This is a genomic window from Pseudomonas sp. LG1E9 (genome assembly GCF_003290225.1).
Lineage (GTDB): Bacteria > Pseudomonadota > Gammaproteobacteria > Pseudomonadales > Pseudomonadaceae > Aquipseudomonas > Aquipseudomonas cyclaminis.
Window position 1 is genome coordinate 4,063,428 of record NZ_CP029983.1, and the last position, 17,352, is coordinate 4,080,779.

Below are 17,352 nucleotides of genomic sequence, written 5' to 3' on the forward strand. Positions count from 1 at the left end.
CTCAGGCTCCCAGCAGACTTTGGCCGCACACGCGTACGACTTGGCCGTTGACGCCGCCCGAAGCCGGGTGCGCCAGCCAGGCGATGGTCTCGGCCACATCGATGGGCTGCCCGCCCTGGCTCATGGAATTCATGCGCCGCCCTGCTTCGCGAATCATCAACGGGATCTTTGCGGTCATCTGGGTCTCGATAAACCCCGGCGCCACCGCATTCACCGTCACCTGCTGCCTGGCCGCGCGGGGCGCGAGGCCTTGCACCAGGCCGATCACGCCGGCCTTGGAGGTGGCGTAGTTGCTTTGGCCGAGGTTGCCGGCAATGCCGGAAATCGATGACACGCACACGATGCGACCACCGGGGTTAAGGCCCTGGTTGTCCAGCAAGGCGTTGCTCAGGTGCACCGGCGCGTCGAGGTTGACCGCCAGCACGCTGCGCCACGCCGCTTCGGGCATCTTGGCGATGGTCTTGTCACGGGTGATGCCAGCGTTGTGCACCACCACATCGAACGCGCCGTACTGGCTGACGTGGGCCAGCAAAGACGAGGCGGCCTCAGGCGCAGTGATGTCCAACGGCAACGCAGAACCACCGACGCTGGCGGCGGCCTGTTCCAACGATTGCTGAGCCTGGGGCACGTCCACGCACACCACATGGGCGCCATCACGCGCGAGGACCTGGGCGATGGCCAGACCTATGCCACGGGACGCGCCGGTGACCAGGGCACGTTGGCCGGCGAAGGGCTTCTCCCAATTGACGCCAGGATTGCCGTCCACCGGTTTGTCCAGCCGTACCACTTGCCCCGACACATAGGCCGAACGGCGCGACAGGAAGAAACCCAGGCTGCTGTCCAGCGCGTCTTCGGTGCCCGGCGCCACATACAACAGTTGCACGGTGATCGCCCGGCGCAGCTCCTTGGCCAGCGAACGCACCAGGCCTTCGAGGGCACGCTGGGCGATGGCCTGGGGCAAGTCCTGGCAATGTTCCGGCGCGGTGCCGAGCACCACCACGCGGCCGTGTTGGCCGAGGCGTTTGGCATTGGCGTGGAAAAATTCGTAAAGCTCATCCAGCTGTTTCAGGTCGACCACAGCGCTGGCATCAAACACCGCGCCCTGCACCTTGCCTGTCGAGGGTGCCTTGAGCGTCGCCGGGGTGGCAGCGACGGTATCGGTGCTGCTGAAGAAGCGTTGCACCTGAGCCGTCAGGCGCCCTGCCCCGGCGATAATCACCGGGTTGGCCAAGCCTGGTTGACCGCTGCGATGGCGCTGAAGCGGCAGCGGTTGCGGCAAGCCGACCGCCTGGGCCAGGCGCCGGCCCCAAGGGGAATTGACGAACGATAGGTAGCTGTCACTCATAGATAGATCCACTCACAACACGGGCCGCAGTGGGAGGGAGCTTGCCCCGCCCACGCAGACCGCGATTTTTCTAGTTGACCGAGGCGTTTTCGCCTTGGCTGGTGCGACGTTTGGGGGCCGGCTCCAGCGCCTGCTTGCGCTGCTGCAACGCCTCCAGCAAACCGAAGTCCTGAGGGAAGTCATCCACCTGGATACCGTGGTCGGCGTATTCCACATAACGGCCGAGCAAGGCGTCTTCGTCGTCGCTGATCAAGTCCAGCGCCCTGGCCTTGACGCGCCAGGAGGTGAAGGCTGTAGCAGAGATCGGCATCGGTTCGAGCACGCCCTGCTTGATCGCAGGCTTGAGTCGGGCCTCGATCAGCTCCACTTGTGGCAGCAGACGGAAGCCCAACTCGCCGTACGCCAGCTTGTCGATTTCCGGCCGTGGAATGTAGGAATTGGCCAGCAACCGGTCGCGGGTTTCACCCGGTGTCTGCACCACATCGGCCACCTGGGCCAGCAGGCGATCCGAGGGCTTGCGCAGCGGGATGCCGAACGGGAATGTCAGGCCACGCACCACGGCGGCGGCGGCTTTCGAAGGGTAGTTAGCCAGCACTTCAGCGAGGGCTTCATGAGCACGCAACAGCGCGTCCTGGGCCGACCAATGCACCAGCGGCAGGTCTGCCTGGGGCCGGCCATCATCCTCGAAGCGCTTGAGCACGCAGGACAAGATGTACAGCTGCGACAGAATATCCCCCAGACGCCCGGTGATACTTTCCTTGCGCTTGAGGGCGCCCCCCAGCACGCCCATGGAAATGTCCGAGATCAACGCCAACACCACCGACAGACGATTGGCCTGGCGGTAGTAGGTCGCCAGCGCGGGCTCGGTCTTGGCCGGTGCGGAAATCAGTCGCCCGCCAGTCAGCGAATGCACCACCGCACGTACGGTGTTGGCCAGCACGAAACTCACGTGGCCGAACATCGCCGTGTCGAAGTCTTCCAGCGCCTTGCGCCGGTCCGGGTTGCGTGCTGCTTCCATTTCGCGGAACACATAGGGATGGCAACGGATCAGGCCCTGGCCAAAGATGATCAGGCAGCGGGTCATGATGTTCGCGCCTTCCACCGTGATGGCGATGGGGCTTTGCTGATAGGCGCGGGCCAGGAAGTTGTTGGGGCCCATGCAGATGCCCTTGCCGGCGACGATGTCCATGCCGTCATTGACGATGATGCGTGCGCGCTCGGTGACGTGGTATTTGGCGATGGCCGAAATCACCGACGGTTTCTCGCCGGCATCCAGGGAGGCCACCGACACCTTGCGCACCGCATCGCAGGCATATAAATGCCCAGCCATGCGCGCCAGCGGTGCCTGCACCCCTTCGAACTTGCCGATGGGCAGGCCGAACTGCTTGCGCATCGCGGCATACGCCGTGGTACCGCGCACCGCAACCTTGCCCAGGCCGACGTTGGCCGACGGCAACGAAATGGCGCGGCCAGCGGCCAGACATTCCATCAGCATGCGCCAGCCATTGCCGACTTGCTCGCGGCCGCCGATCACCCATTCCAGTGGGATGAATACGTCCTTGCCGGTGGTCGGGCCGTTCTGGAACACGGCGTTAAGCGGCCAGTGACGACGACCGCTGTTCACGCCGGGATGGGACGTCGGGATCAGCGCGCAGGTGATGCCCAGCGAACCTTTCGCGCCCAGCAAGCCGTCCGGATCTTCGGCACGAAACGCCAGGCCCAGCACCGTGGCAATCGGGCCGAGGGTGATGTAGCGCTTGTCCCAGGTCACTTTGAAGCCCAGCACTTCCTCACCCTCATGCACGCCTTTGCAGACGATGCCCAAATCGGGAATGGCCCCGGCATCCGAGCCGGCATACGGGCTGGTGAGCGCAAAACACGGGATGTCTTCGCCACGGGCCAGGCGCGGCAGGTAGTAATTGCGCTGGGCATCGGTGCCGTAATGCAGCAGGAGTTCGGCTGGGCCAAGGGAGTTGGGCACCATCACCGAAATCGCCGCCGCGGAGCAGCGCGTCGACAGCTTCATCACCACTTGCGAATGCGCATAGTGGGAGAAGCCTTTGCCGCCGTACTGCTTGGGAATGATCATGCCGAGGAAACCGGCGTCCTTGGTGTACTGCCAGCCTTCGGGGGACATGTCCTGCCAGACCTGGGTGGTTTCCCAGTCGTTGGCGATGTCACAAAGGGTTTCCACTTCGTTGTCGAGGAAGGCTTGCTCCTCGGCGCTCAGGCTCGCCGGCGCGGCTTGCAGCAGGCGCTGCCAGTCGGGTTTGCCGCTGAACAGCTCGGCGTCCCACCACACGGTGCCGGACTCGATAGCCGCACGCTCAGTATCGGACATGGCCGGCATGATCGTGCGAAACAGGCCAAGGGCCTTGCTGGTGAGGAGGGTACGGCGCAGGGGTTTGATCGTCATCAACAGCGCAGGTGCTATCACCAGCAGCGCCGCGACGGTAAGGCCGAACGCAGCAACCACATTGAGCAGATAACCCATCGCCAGCCAGACCAGACCTACACCCAGCCACAACGCGGCGGCAGCTTGTCGATACGCCAGGGCAATCGCTGCTGCGACACCCACCAATAACCAGATAACCATGGGGATACCTCTACTCGATTCAGGGTACGGCTACGACGCGCCAGCTCGTAAATGGGCTGACACGTAAAGCCACACTACAAACTTGGAAAAGCAAATTCAAATTTTGTTTTGAAATTTTTATTTAATGCTTGGGCGAAAAAATAGCGGCTGAACGGGTCAGCCTGATCAATCAACAATTGAGGACGAACGACTGGGTGAAGGCAACAAGATGCGCTTGGTGCCCTCTTCCATCGCCCTTCGTGAAACGTCAGAAAGCGTAGGTCGCCGATAGGCTCACCACATCACCTGACGACTCGGCTTTACCATTGAGGCTTGCGCCCCCAAGGCGATCGACGTTCTGGGTCTTCAGCTTGACCTCCTCTACGAACTGGTGGGAATACGCAGCGTCAAGACTCAGGCCCTTGATAGCTTTCACCTCGTAACCGGCGCCCAACGACAGGAAGGTCCGATCACCGTCTGGAATCCGCGGGTCACGGGTCGAGTTACGGGTAGGTGTCTGGTCCAGGGCCACACCGGCGCGCAACGTCAACTCGTCGGTCACGCGGTAATCACCGCCAATGGAAAGCATCCAGACGTCACGATATTTATAGGGAATAGAGACAATCTCCGAGCCCCGCGACTCAAGCGTCAGGTTTTTAAACGACGACCACTTGGTCTGGACCGCACTCACGCCCATGGTGAACCGGTCATTGAACTGGTGCACCCAGTCCAGGCCGATAGTGGCGGGAATGTCCAGTTGGACGCTGGCATGGGCGCCGTCGGGAAACAGTTCCAGCCCTGGATAGGCGGAGCCAACCAGCGTTCCGCTGCCAGTGAACGGATTCGTGCCCGTCATCAAGTTATTCGAGAATGCGTCTGCACGAATGGTGTATTTGCCCGTCAGCTTGTTCTTGATCTTGGCGTGATAGTTGATGCCTAACGTGTCTTTATCGGTAGGCTTCCACGTCAGGCCGGTAAACCAGCCGGTGGAAATATTGTCGACCTTGACCCGTATCAATGCATCACCGACGCCTGACGGCAAGTCGAGGTTGCCGAGGATCGGATCCTGGGAAACCGCCGCTGCCGCCAACAGATCGATGTTCTGGCTGACGAAACCCTTGGTGTGCTGAACGATCACGCCGCCGCCGACAGAGAACTGATCATTCACCTTGAAGGACAGCGATCCGGTCAACCCCACGGTTTCAATCTTGGTATCGACGGCGAAATCGCGGAATTTGGAGTCCTGGTCCCACGTCGAACGCATGCCTTGAGGCACCACTTGACTCAAGCCGAACGCAAACCGATCCCCAAGCGGCATCACCATAAAGCCCGTCGGCAACCAGGCAGTGAACCCCCCTTGGCCGCCATCATTGTTATTCACCGTGGTTGCAGAGAGGTCCGGGAAACCATCAGCCCCAATCGGCGTATTGGAGGTAGGGTTACCCAGGTAATCGTTGGCCTCGCCTTTGTATTTGATTTTGATGCGTGCGTAGTCGACCGTGAATTGCGCCACGTTGTGCTCGACAAACGCCATGGCCGCAGGGTTGTTGAAGGCCGAACTGGGGTCGTTCTTGAACAGCGAACCCCCCGCAAATGCACGCCCCCATCCTGGTGCGCCGAAGGTGGGTGTTGAAAAGCCGCCAGCCTGGACAGGCACGGTTACCATCACCCCGCCTATCAATGCCAGCCCCAGCAAAACCTGCACGTGTTGTTTCTTATTATTCATGCGGCACTCCTTATTATTCTCTCTGCGAGCCGGCATGACCGGTTCGTCTTGCAGCCTGGCAATTCATGAACGGGCGCCCGGTTCAGGCGCCCGTTTTTCAGCGGGTGATCAGCCCTTCGTTCTCAGCCTCGGATCAAGGCACGATGGTCAGCGCAGGGCTCGGAGTAACGCTCAGGCTGACGACGGTGCAGCTGCCACTCAAGGTCTGGTTGGTGGCGGTCAATACGCCACCCGAGTACCCCACTGCAATGGTGGACGGCCCGCAATTGGAGGCTGGATACAGGAAGGTGCTGGCGATGGTGTAACCCACATTCGTGACGTTGCCAGCCGCTGCCGCCGTGGCGGTCAGGGTCCAAGGCAAGCCGGTGATCTTAGGCAGCGCGCAGAGGCCGCCACCGGTGATCGACACGCCAGTGATTTTCGCAACGCCAGTAGCATCGACGTTCCCGGTAAAGGTCGCGCCGCAGTTAACCGTCGCCTGGAAGGAGGATGGCGACTTCACCGAGATCGTGCCAGGCGCGGTGAAGCTGGTGCTCACAGGAGAGATGCTGAAAGCGTTCGCCATGGAAGCAGCACCCATGCAAGCAGCCAGGGCAGTCAACGACACGAGAGTTTTAAAGCTTTTCATTGTTTTTCCTCACATGTAATGGCGAGTCATTCGCCAGGGGGTAATGGCCATGAACGAGAGGTCACGGTGAAACTGCAGAACTTCCCTTTCCAGCCAAATCTCAATTCAATTACCGCTGCACGTTATTCAACAACTTTGAAGTTCGGCGGCATCTTGATCGACACCGTCTTGATCTTGCAGTCTTCGCCAATCGGTACATTGGCGGCTTCCAACTTGCCGGTGGCGTTATCCCAGGTGCCATCCGCCGTAGAAGGCCCGCACTTGCCACCCAGGCCGAAGGCGTGAACATCAACGCTGATATTCGACATGGAACCGCTGCGGGTGTCCTTGGCGATCAATACCCACGGCAAGTTGATGGCTTCGACCCGGCTGCACTTGAGGCCACCGTCGAATTCAACTTTATCGACATTCACCGAAGTACCATCCGCCGCCACCTTGCCGGCCACCTTGATGGTGCAATCGGCGCTGATCAGCGCACCTTTGGAGAAGCTGATCGGGCCTTGGGCCGTGAAGGCACTGCCAGCCGGTTCGATACGGGCGGCCTGGGCCTGGTGGTAGGCGATCAGGCCCAGCGCAGCCAATAGAATATGGGTGGTGAACTTGGCAGGTGTTTGCATGGTGTACGTCCTTCCCTTTAATTATTGTTGTTCGGGTCAAACCACTTCCTCGGGGCGATAACGTCCTGCGCGGCATGTAAGGCCCCGAGTACACAACTTACAGTTACTGCATGTCAGAACGGCGTGGCGCTGTTGCTGTACTTCTCCAGATACTTCAAGCGTTGTGACGGCTGAAGATTGGTCAGCGTGATATCCCCGGCATAATGATTGAGCACCCGATGATCCATGCGCCGGCGCCACAAGTAAGGCACGTACGCCCAGACAATCATGCTCGCGTAACCATAAGGCAGTTGCGGCGACTCATCAAAATGACGCAATGACTGATAACTGCGCGTGGGGTTGGCATGGTGATCGGAATGCCGTTGCAACTGGAACAAAAAGATATTGGTAACAATCCGATTGCTGTTCCAGGAGTGACGCGGCGAACAGCGTTCATATCGACCATTGGGCAACTTCTGGCGCTTAAGGCCGTAGTGTTCGACATAGTTCACCACTTCCAGCAGCGAGAACCCGTAGATGCCCTGAACAATCAGGAACGGAATCACCGCCACTCCCAGCCAGGCAATCATCGCGCCCCACAACACCACGCTGTACATCCAGGCGCTGAGTACGCCGTTCTTCCAGTGCCAGGCCGGCAGGCCGAGTTTGCGCAGGCGCTCGCGCTCCAGGTTCCACGCCGACTGCGCGCTGAACCACACCGAGCGCGGCAGGAAGGCCCAGAAGCTCTCGCCCAGGCGCGAGCTGGCCGGATCCTCCGGCGTGGCGACGCGCACGTGATGGCCACGGTTGTGTTCGGTGTAGAAGTGCCCGTAGAAGGTCGGCGCCAACGTGACCTTGGCCAGGAACACTTCCAGGGCGTTGGGCTTGTGCCCCAGTTCATGGGCGGTATTGATGGCGATGCCAGTAGCGGCGCCGGTCGACATGGCCATGCCCAGGTAGGTAAACCCACTAGGTGCGCCGTGCAGTTGCGTGCGGTCGGTGAGGTAACTGGCGGCGTGGACCAGCCAGTTGGCGGGGTCGAGGTTGGCGGTGGCGTGCAGCAGGCCACCCTGGATGATCCACTCGATACCGCCGGCGGCCAGCCAGCCGGTAATGATCACCGACGAGATGACGAACAGCACGCCGGTGTAGACGATCCAGCGGTAGTAGCGTTGGGTTTCCAGATGACTGACGGCGGACTCGGGCGGGTTGCTCACGTCTTCGCCGAGCAGGCCGTCGATTAGCGGGATCAGGCCGAAGATCACCAGGACACCGACCCACCACAATTGCTGGACACCGGTAAGAATGGCGAGAGAGCCGGACAACAGCGGCGTGGCCAACGGCATGATGCCCAACCACCAGAGGTGGCGCTTGCCATCGGTCCACACACTTGGCGCTGCCAGAGTCTGGTTCATGGCAGCCTCCTTGGCAGGGAGGTGGAAAACAGGTTCAGGGAGCGCTGAAGGCTCCGGGAAATCAACCATGCGATAAAAGACGTTTTTTTCATTTTTATTCGCTCTTAGGCATTTCAAAAATCATTTCAAAACAAACATTGAAATATTTTTTTAAATAAATAACGCGGAATCGTTAGGTCGTCAACTACTTTTTCGAAGCCTTTTTGACGTGACCGGACAGTCTCTTTTTCCGCTGTTTGGTCAGGTCTCTAGGGCAGGCATTTGCGACATCCAGACCCGCAATCAGGGCCACGATTATTTGTTCGCCAGGGCAAAGGGCGGATGCAGGACCGTGGCCGTTTGCGCCGGACGCGCCCGCTTGGCCACCTGCAACACCGCCTCAACCACCCGCGCCGTGGCGGTGATCGGCAGCATATGGCCGCACCCTTCCACCAGTTGCAGCTTGAGGCCTGGCACTTTGTCGGCAAGGGCCTGGCCGTGCTTGCGAAAGTCCAGCACCTTGTCCCGCGCACCGTAGATCAGGCCGATGGGCAGGGTCAGTTGCGGGTAGCGCTTGAGCATGTCCGGCAGGCAGTCGTTGACCAGCGCAATCTCGCTGGAGGCGGCGTAGAAGTTGTCCGGACGCATGCCCAGCAGCCCGCCGCCCTGGGTGGCGAAATCTTCGGGGGCGGTGTCCGGCGCGAACACACCCTTGACTACCGAACGTCGGGTCAACAGGCCCATGGGCACGGTGAGTGTGTGAGCGACCCAGCGTCGCAGCCACGCCGGCCGCACCGCCAGCGACCAGAACACCAGCGGCAAAGTGGGTTGGGGATGGGTCAGCGGCGCCACCAGCACCAGGCCCGAGACTGCAGAGGGATGATCCAGGGCCAGGGCCAGGGAGATCGCCCCGCCCAAGGAATGCCCCAATACCAAAGGTTTATCCAGGCCCAGCACATTGATAAACGCCGCGATTTGCCGCGCCTGGGCCGGCAGGTCTGCTGCCGTGCCTTTATGACGGGTGGAATAACCCGACCCCGGACGGTCCAGGGTGATCACCCGAAAATGCTCACGCAACTGGCCGGACAAGGCATAGGTCAGGTTGCGACTGCTGCCCATCAAGCCGTGAATCATCACCAGCGGTGGGCCTTTGCCCTCTTCTACATAATGAAAGCGCTCGCCATCGACCTCCACAAAGCGCCCGTTGATGGGGACAGCGGCTTCGATGCGCCGTGTCATCCAGGCGCTGAAGCCCCATAGCACCGCACTTGCGCCCGCCGCAGCGGCAACCCACTCCACAGCCATAGCTCGGTCCTCTGCATCCCTGCTGCTGGCGACCCGACCGGAATTGGTCAAGGCCTCAGCCACCGTCCACACCCTGGACCTGAACCTCATGCATGCCGTGCTCGTCCGTCGGACAAGGGGTGCATACCAAACATGGTCCTAGCGTAGGCGATATTTTCAGGTAGATTATTTAAAATCTTTTTTAAAATAATTAATTCAATTTTCCTTTGCAATGGTGTTTTATCTAAAAGACAAAACAAAAACAGGAGCACATCCGATGCCCATCAAGGACAGCCTATGAATGCCCACAGTGAATCCATCGACATCGCCATCATCGGCTCGGGCTTCGCCGGCCTGTGTATGGCGATCAAACTCAAGGAAGCCGGGTTCACCGACTTCTTTATCGCCGAGCAGGCCGACACCCTCGGCGGCACTTGGCGGGACAACCACTACCCAGGCTGCGCCTGTGACGTGCAGTCCCATGTGTACTCGTTTTCCTTTGCGCCCAACCCGGACTGGACGCGGCAGTTCGCGCCGCAGGCGGAAATCCGCGCCTACCTGGAGCAATGCGCCAAGCGCTTCGAATTGGCGCCTTACCTGCGTTTCAACAACGGCCTTGAGCGCGCAGTGTTCGATGAACAGCAGCAACGCTGGCAATTGAGCTTCAGCAATGGCCGGCACGTGAGCGCACGGGTGCTGGTATCGGGCATGGGCGGCCTGTCGCGCCCGGCGTTACCGCAGATTCCAGGCCTGGACAGCTTCAAGGGCAAGAGCTTTCACTCGCAGCAGTGGGACCACGACTATTCCTTGAAGGGCAAGCGCGTGGCAGTGATCGGCACCGGCGCCAGTGCCATCCAGTTCGTGCCGCAGATCGCGCCGCAGGTGGCCCACCTGGACCTGTTCCAACGCACGCCGCCGTGGATCATGCCCAAGCCTGACCGGACGATATCGCCCTTCGAGCGCTGGTTGTTCAGGCACCTTCCTTTCACCCAGCGCCTGGTGCGCAGCGCCTTTTACTGGGCGCTGGAAGGTCGCGTGGTGGGCTTTGCCCTGCACCCACGGCTGATGAAAATGGTGCAGAAAATCGCCCTGCGCCATCTGCACAAACAAGTCGCCCGCCCTTCCCTGCGCAAGACCCTGACGCCGGACTACACCATCGGCTGCAAGCGCGTGCTGATCTCCAACGATTATTACCCGGCGCTGTCGCGCAGCAATGTCGAGGTGGTCACCGAGCCCGTGCTGCGCGTCGAAGCCGACGGCGTGATCACCGCTGATGGCATCAAGCACCCGGCCGATTGCCTGATCTTCGGCACCGGCTTCCAGGCCACCGATCCCCTGCCTCGGGACTGCATCATCGGGCGCGACGGGCTGGACCTGATGGACACCTGGCACGACGGCGCCCACGCCTACAAGGGCACTACGGTGCCGGGTTATCCCAACCTGTTTTTGATCGTCGGGCCCAACACCGGCCTGGGGCACAACTCGATGATCCTGATGATCGAGGCGCAGGTGACCTACATCCTCGACGCCCTCAGGCAGATGCAGCGCCAGCGCATCGCCACGGTGGACGTCAAGCCGGCGGTGGAACAGGCCTACAACCGTCAACTGCAAGACCAGCTCAAGCGCACCATCTGGAATACCGGCGGTTGCCAGAGCTGGTACCTCGACCCGCGTACCGGCAAGAACACCACCCTTTGGCCCGGCTCGACATGGCGCTTCAAGCAAGTCACGCGACAGTTTGCGCTCAAGGACTATGTAGTCGATCGGTTACCGCTCCATACGCCCGCCCATCCGGCAACGGCGCCCCATTCCACCGCAGAAGGCAGCCTGTCATGAAGTCATTCAACGGTCGCGTGGCGGCCATCACCGGCGCGGCATCCGGCATGGGCCGTTCATTGGCCCTGGCGCTGGCACGGGAAGGTTGCCACCTGGCACTGGCGGACAAAAACGCCTCGGGCCTGGAGCAAACTCTGACCCTGATCAAGACCTCCACCCTGTCGCCGGTCACGATCACGACCCAGGTGCTGGACGTGTCTGATCGCCAGGCCATGGAACAATGGGCGGCTCGCTGCGTGGCGGAGCACGGCCGGGTCAACCTGGTGTTCAACAATGCCGGAGTGGCGCTCTCCAGCACAGTGGAAGGTGTGGACTATGCCGACCTGGAGTGGATTGTCGGCATCAACTTCTGGGGTGTGGTCCACGGCACCAAGGCATTCCTGCCTTACCTGAAGGCCAGCGGCGATGGCCATGTGATCAACACTTCCAGCGTGTTCGGCCTGTTCGCCCAACCGGGGATGAGCGGCTACAACGCCACTAAATTCGCCGTGCGTGGTTTCACCGAAGCGCTGCGCCAGGAGCTGGACCTGCAACGCTGCGGCGTGTCCGCCACCTGCGTGCACCCTGGCGGCATTCGCACCGACATCTGCCGCAGCAGCCGCATCGACGCGAACATGACCGGCTTCCTGATCCACAGCGAGCAGCAAGCCCGCGCCGATTTCGAAAAACTCTTCATCACCGATGCCGACCAGGCCGCCAAAGTCATCCTGCAAGGCGTGCGCAAAAACAAACGCCGCGTGCTGATCGGCCGCGACGCGTACTTCCTCGACCTGCTCGCCCGTTGCCTGCCCGCGGCCTATCAAGCGTTGGTGGTGTTCGCCAGCAAGCGCATGGCGCCCAAGCAACCCAGACCGGTCTTTGAAACCAACGACGAACCCCGTCTCTGAACAGGAGCACGCACTATGTTGCCTATCCGCCGCGACGTCCGTTTTGCCCTGCCCGCCGAGCGCATCACCAACTGGCACGAACAGGGCCCGTTCATCACGCATTTTTTCAATGCCCTGTCGCTGCTGTTTCCCCAGGGCGAGCTGTTTTTCATGGACAGCGTGCGCCACTACCGCCAGCGCGTGGAGGACCCGGCGCTGAAAAAAGAGATCCAGGGGTTTATCGGCCAGGAGGCCATGCACAGCCGCGAACACGTGGCCTACAACGACCTGATGCAAGCGGCAGGGCTGCCGGCCCACACCCTGGACGGTCGCCTCAAATTCATCCTCGACCTGCAGAAAAAACACTTCCCGCCGGCGTTCAATCTGGCGATTACCATAGCCCTTGAGCACTACACAGCGATGCTTGCGGAAATCCTGCTCAGCGACCCGTCACGCTTCGGCGATTCACTCAAGGGATACCAGCAGATGTGGTACTGGCACGCCCTGGAAGAAACCGAACACAAGGCCGTGGCGTTTGACGTGTGGAACACCGTGATCAAGCCAGGGCCCAAGCGCTATCTGCTGCGCACCGGCGCCATGCTGACCACCACGGTGTTCTTCTGGCTGGTGGTGCTGGATTTCCACGTGCGCCTGTTGATCGCCGACCGCAAGGCCGGTGGGCACCTCAAAGGCTTCTGGCGCATGCTGAAATTTCTGTACGGCCCCAAAGGCGTTTTCCCACGCATGCTGCGGCCGTGGTTGCACTACTTCAAACCCGGCTTTCACCCTTGGGACCACGATAACCGCGCGCGCCTGGCGGGTATCGACGAGTTGATCGAGGACATCGAACAGACCCAGCGGGGTTACTAGACCTGCGCCAAGGTTTCACGCTCGCGCACAAAGCCTTCCAACTGATCGCCCGGCAGCGCCTTGCTGAAATACCAGCCCTGGATAATCAACTCGGGGCCGGTGTTCAGGAAGGCTAACTGCTCGGCGGTCTCCACGCCCTCCACTACCACGCCCAGGTTCAGCGCTTCACAGAAACGCAGCATGCCGGTCAGTACCTGAGCGCCTTTGGGGTCGTGCTGGGCCACCACAAAGCTGCGGTCGATCTTGATGAAGTCCACCGGAAACTGGTGCAGGTAACTCAAGGCTGAAAACCCGGTGCCAAAGTCGTCGATATAAACCTTGGCGCCGATGGCCTGCAATTTACGGATGTTCTGGCGCGTGGCCGGGATATCGCTGATCAGCGCATCTTCGGTGATCTCCACCGATACCTGCCCGTGAGCCTGGGCGAGGATTTCCACCAGGCGCTCGCCATAGGCGGCATCGGTCAGGGTGGCGCTGGAGATATTGATGGTCATCGGCAGGGCAAAGCCGACTTTTTGCCACTTCTGGTACTGACGAACCGCCTGGGACGCCACCCACACATCCACGTCCGGCATCAAGCGCGCCTGGGCCAACCATTGCAGGAACTCCCACGGCGAATGCACCGTGCCCTGGGCATCGCGGGCGCGCATCAGCGCTTCGCAGCCGGTACACAGGCCGGTGCGGGTCGAGACCTGTGGCTGGAATTCGAGGTAGAACTCGTAGTCGCTGATCTGCTGGATATGGCTCAGCTCATTGGCCTGGCGCGCAAAGGTCTTGTGGGACACCAGCACCGGGTCCAATTCACGTAGCCGGCCTTTTTCTTCAAGGCCACGGAAGGTCATGTCCAGGGATTTCAGGTAAACCGTGCCCCCTTCGGCGGCCTGACGATGGATTGCACGTACGTAAGGCGCGTACACCAGGGTGCCCAGGGCCAGTAGCGCGACTTGCAGCACCACTGCCGCCAGATCACCGTGGGTACTCAGGTAGGCGTTGAGCAATATCGGAGAGGTGAACGGCACGCTGGCTACCGCCGGGGATACCCACCCCCACCCCACCACGGTCAGCGCTACCATTGCGTTCAACGCGGGCACCACCAGAAATGGAATGAACAAACGTGGATTGAGGATGATCGGCAGCCCAAACAGCAGGACTTCACTGACGTTGAACAGTGAGAGCGGCAGACTCGCCACAGCCAGCAGGCGCATGGACTGGCTCTTGGAAAACAGCAGGATGGCCACCAGCAAACACAACGCGCCGCCCGAGCCGCCGATAAACGCAAAACTGCCCAACAGGCCGCTGTTGAGCACATATTTAATCGGTTCACCGGCGGCCAGCGCGGTGCCGTTGAGCACCACGGCCTGGTCCAGGACGTCGAACAGCGGCTGCATGGCGTACACACCGTGAATCCCGAAAAACCACAACAGCGAGTTCATCAGGGTGACAAACAAGCCGCTGCCGTAGGGCGACGCCAGGGCTTCAATCACCTGTGGGCCCTGCAACTGCGCCACATAGGGAATCTGCAGTAACAGGGAGAGCAGCGCGACCAGCGCCAGCGCGGTGATCGCTCCCGGCACGACCATATTGATCGTACCCCGCAGGTTGTGCCCTACCAGGTCTTCATTGATCAGGCGGGTCCAGCGATAGCGGCACAGCCAGGCCATGGCCGGCACATTCAGCAGCGGTGAGGCAATGGCGATAAACAGAACGAACGTGGCGCAAGCGCGGGGGTATTCACGCAGGATAAAAGTCGCAATCACCACTTGGGCCAGGCACAGGAACGCCACCGGTAGCTGTGGCAGGCGGTATTGGATCGCGAGCATGTAACCGATGGAGGCCGCTACCAGCAGCGGAATCACGGAACTGATCTGATTGTGCAGCCCTGCGAAGAAGGCCACCACCTGCGGATCGAACCCCAGCACCCGCGCACATTCGGACAGGATCAGAAAACTCGCCGACACCAGCAGGCACGGCAGGATCCACAGCAGCCCTTCGCGGATTGCGCGCAACGACTCGGTGCTGGCCAAAGCGGCCAGGCGCTGGGTAAAGAAAAGTTTGAACAGCGTTTGCGCCATGACCCGTCCCTCAGCCCATCGCCGTCTGCCCCTGGAGGGCAGTACCCGAAATACCGGGGCTAACGCTACACGTCCTGGCACCGGGAGCGAAAGCCTTTTGCCATGTCTCGGCGTGAAATTTCAGCACTGTTTTCAATTGTTGGATTTTCCGGCCTGGGCCACGCCCGGAATCTGCTTCAATACCCGCTATCTCTGTGCTCAATTCGCACAAAACTCGCGTCGGGCCAGAAAAACGAAGCCTGATCCCAACTGATTTGGAGCATGCCCTTGTCAACACCTGGCGATAATCACCAGCTCGCGCTGGACCGTTTCTTGAACGAGCACCCCGATATAGCCGCAGAACTGAACACATTGAACCCGCTGGCAGCCCAGGCCAAAGGCGAAACCCAAGCCCAGTACCGCGCCGAACGGCTGCATGAAGCCTTCGAAGCGGAAGCGGAGCGCCAGGGTTTGTTTGCCTGGGAGTTGACGCTCAAACTCACCGCAGACACCCCGCAAGCCTTTGAGGCCCAGCGCCTGGAAGTGCACAAGGAAGTGGCGCAGATGGCCGGCCTGAGCTGGGTCGAATACTGCCAACTGCATGACTTGGCTGGCTGATACGCCCACTAAAGAAACCACGAGCGCCGCCGCCCATTGATGGCTTCGCACAGTTCGTCGACCGAAATCGTTCGCTGCTCAGGGTCCGCCGCCAGCGCAGAACGCAACGCCGGCCAGCAATGCCTGGGCAAGTGTCGGGGCCTGGGCACAGGCTTTTTCAACTGCCCCCCATCGGGACGGCTTCCCTGGGCCAACTCATAGATCACGCAGGCAGCGCCATACAGGTCAGCCCTGGCGGAGAGGTTTCCACCCGCCACCAATTCCGGCGCCGCATAGGCGGGTGTCCAGGCGTTCAAACGGCTGCGGCTCAAGGCCGGCAGCCCCGCAGCCTGCTGCACCTGCGCATGACCCAAACCAAAATCGAACAAGCGCACGCCCTGCTCGCCCACCATGATATTGGCGGGTTTCACATCGCCATGCAGCACGCCCTGCTGGTGGGTATACGCCAGTGCTTCCAGTAGTTGCATCGCGATGGGTTGCAACTCAGGCCACGGCAATCCATCCGGATACGCCTGGAGCCGTCGATCCAACGTCATACCGTGCAGCAATTCCATGGTGAAGAACGCAACCTGACGCAGGCTGTCGACCTCGAAGGCAAAGGTCCTGACCACGTGATCGTGGCGCAGGCTTCGAGTCAGGGCGAACTCGCTGTACAGCAAGACATGACCATCGCAAGATCCGGCAAGCGTATCGCTCAACAGCTTCAATGCCACCCAGGCGCTGGGTTCGCCAAACGCCTCGTGCAGCAGGTCGCGGGCACGGTAGACAACCCCCATACCGCCGGAGCCCAATACCCGTTCAAGGTGATAACGCCCGGCAAGCAGGTTCGGCGGGCCGAAGGTCGCGCTCATGGCTGGACCACCACGGCGGTCAGGTCATCCCGCGCCGCGCCGCGCAACACTTGGGCAAACAACCGATCCACAGCCTGTCGGGGCGTGCCCAGACTCAGGGCGTTGCCCAATTCGCCATGACTGAGCCCCTGATACAAACCATCGCTGCACAACAAAAATACGTCCCCCGGCTGGGTGCCGAGTTCCAGCACTTCCAGGCTCAAGGGCTGCCGGCCGCCAATGGCACGGGTCAAGGCCCGGGCGTGCGGATGAGCCTGAGCCTGTTCCAGGCTCAGTTGCTGCGTGTCCATCAACTGCTGCAACCGGGAATGGTCCCGCGACAACTGGTACAAGCGTTGACCGCGCCACAGGTAGCAACGGCTATCCCCCACCCAAATACAGGCGGCGCGATTCCCATCGAGCAACAGCGCAACCACGGTGCTGCCCATGATGCCCTCGGCGGTTTGTTGCAACGCCCGTCCCATCTGAGTATCGAGCCATCGCAGGCAACGCCGCACGGCCTCGACACGTTCATCAAGACAGCCCTGGCCGGGTAATGAAGCCAGGCTGTTGATGACCCACTGGCTCGCCCTATCCCCGGCCCGATGGCCACCCATCCCGTCGGCTACCGCCCAGCAACCGTGCTGGGGGCAGTCGAGGAACGCATCCTCATTGCGCGAGCGCGCGTTACCCCGCAGCGTTCGTCCGGCGCTGTCCCTCTGGATATGCAGCT

General features: G+C 61.0%; 14 protein-coding genes. 4 read left to right on the top strand and 10 right to left on the bottom strand.

Translation table 11 applies throughout. The annotated features are described in order from the left end of the window. Position 1: 1 nt before the first annotated feature. The 7 genes from DNK50_RS18430 to DNK50_RS18460 all read right to left on the bottom strand — a co-directional run bounded on the left by DNK50_RS18430 (position 2) and on the right by DNK50_RS18460 (position 9,569). Entirely contained in the window at positions 2–1,345 is a 1,344-nt protein-coding gene (locus tag DNK50_RS18430; RefSeq protein ID WP_112195647.1) for a 3-oxoacyl-ACP reductase, read from the bottom strand. Positions 1,346–1,415: 70 nt separating this feature from the next. Next, positions 1,416–3,941 carry an acyl-CoA dehydrogenase gene (locus DNK50_RS18435; RefSeq protein ID WP_112195649.1) on the bottom strand — a complete coding sequence of 842 codons (2,526 nt, stop codon included), beginning with the start codon at positions 3,939–3,941 and terminating at the stop codon, positions 1,416–1,418. Between the two features lie 247 nt (positions 3,942–4,188). Then, positions 4,189–5,646 carry an outer membrane protein transport protein gene (locus DNK50_RS18440; protein ID WP_099583229.1) on the bottom strand — a complete coding sequence of 486 codons (1,458 nt, stop codon included), beginning with the start codon at positions 5,644–5,646 and terminating at the stop codon, positions 4,189–4,191. Between the two features lie 133 nt (positions 5,647–5,779). Further along, complete coding sequence (praB, locus tag DNK50_RS18445) at positions 5,780–6,274, bottom strand: alkane oxidation protein activator PraB (protein WP_099583228.1); 495 nt, start codon at positions 6,272–6,274, stop codon at positions 5,780–5,782. 122 nt (positions 6,275–6,396) lie between these two features. Continuing rightward, positions 6,397–6,891 (bottom strand): alkane oxidation protein activator PraA, encoded by a 495-nt coding sequence (gene praA / locus DNK50_RS18450; RefSeq protein ID WP_112195651.1) that lies wholly within the window; start codon positions 6,889–6,891, stop codon positions 6,397–6,399. A gap of 113 nt (positions 6,892–7,004) precedes the next feature. Further along, positions 7,005–8,285 (bottom strand): alkane 1-monooxygenase, encoded by a 1,281-nt coding sequence (locus tag DNK50_RS18455; RefSeq protein WP_099583226.1) that lies wholly within the window; start codon positions 8,283–8,285, stop codon positions 7,005–7,007. A 294-nt stretch (positions 8,286–8,579) separates the two neighbouring features. Then, the gene (locus tag DNK50_RS18460) at positions 8,580–9,569 is read right to left on the bottom strand and encodes an alpha/beta fold hydrolase (RefSeq protein WP_177411548.1); all 990 of its coding nucleotides are present in this window, start codon (positions 9,567–9,569) and stop codon (positions 8,580–8,582) included. Positions 9,570–9,845: 276 nt separating this feature from the next. Here DNK50_RS18460 and DNK50_RS18465 point away from each other — a divergent pair, with 276 nt between their 5' ends. The 3 genes from DNK50_RS18465 to DNK50_RS18475 are packed head-to-tail and all read left to right on the top strand — an operon-like array spanning position 9,846 to position 13,120. Beyond that, on the top strand, positions 9,846–11,384 hold the full coding sequence (locus tag DNK50_RS18465; protein ID WP_112195653.1) for an NAD(P)/FAD-dependent oxidoreductase: 1,539 nt from the start codon (positions 9,846–9,848) through the stop codon (positions 11,382–11,384). After that, positions 11,381–12,271 (top strand): SDR family oxidoreductase, encoded by an 891-nt coding sequence (locus DNK50_RS18470; protein WP_112195655.1) that lies wholly within the window; start codon positions 11,381–11,383, stop codon positions 12,269–12,271. Before DNK50_RS18465 ends, DNK50_RS18470 begins: the two co-directional genes overlap by 4 nt. A gap of 15 nt (positions 12,272–12,286) precedes the next feature. After that, positions 12,287–13,120 (top strand): metal-dependent hydrolase, encoded by an 834-nt coding sequence (locus tag DNK50_RS18475; RefSeq protein WP_112195657.1) that lies wholly within the window; start codon positions 12,287–12,289, stop codon positions 13,118–13,120. Here the strand turns inward: DNK50_RS18475 and DNK50_RS18480 are convergent. Further along, on the bottom strand, positions 13,117–15,192 hold the full coding sequence (locus DNK50_RS18480; protein ID WP_099583221.1) for a PTS sugar transporter subunit IIC/EAL domain-containing protein: 2,076 nt from the start codon (positions 15,190–15,192) through the stop codon (positions 13,117–13,119). The two genes, DNK50_RS18475 and DNK50_RS18480, sit on opposite strands and share 4 nt — an antisense overlap. A 267-nt stretch (positions 15,193–15,459) precedes the next feature. Between DNK50_RS18480 and DNK50_RS18485 the strand changes: the two genes are divergently transcribed. Beyond that, entirely contained in the window at positions 15,460–15,789 is a 330-nt protein-coding gene (locus DNK50_RS18485; protein WP_099583254.1) for a DUF6388 family protein, read from the top strand. A gap of 8 nt (positions 15,790–15,797) precedes the next feature. Here the strand turns inward: DNK50_RS18485 and DNK50_RS18490 are convergent, their stop codons facing one another. Further along, positions 15,798–16,640, bottom strand: coding sequence for a serine/threonine-protein kinase (locus DNK50_RS18490; RefSeq protein WP_099583220.1), 843 nt, complete (start codon positions 16,638–16,640; stop codon positions 15,798–15,800). After that, positions 16,637–17,350, bottom strand: a complete 714-nt coding sequence (locus DNK50_RS18495) for a PP2C family serine/threonine-protein phosphatase (protein WP_112196964.1) — start codon at positions 17,348–17,350, stop codon at positions 16,637–16,639. Before DNK50_RS18495 ends, DNK50_RS18490 begins: the two co-directional genes overlap by 4 nt. Positions 17,351–17,352: the final 2 nt, after the last annotated feature.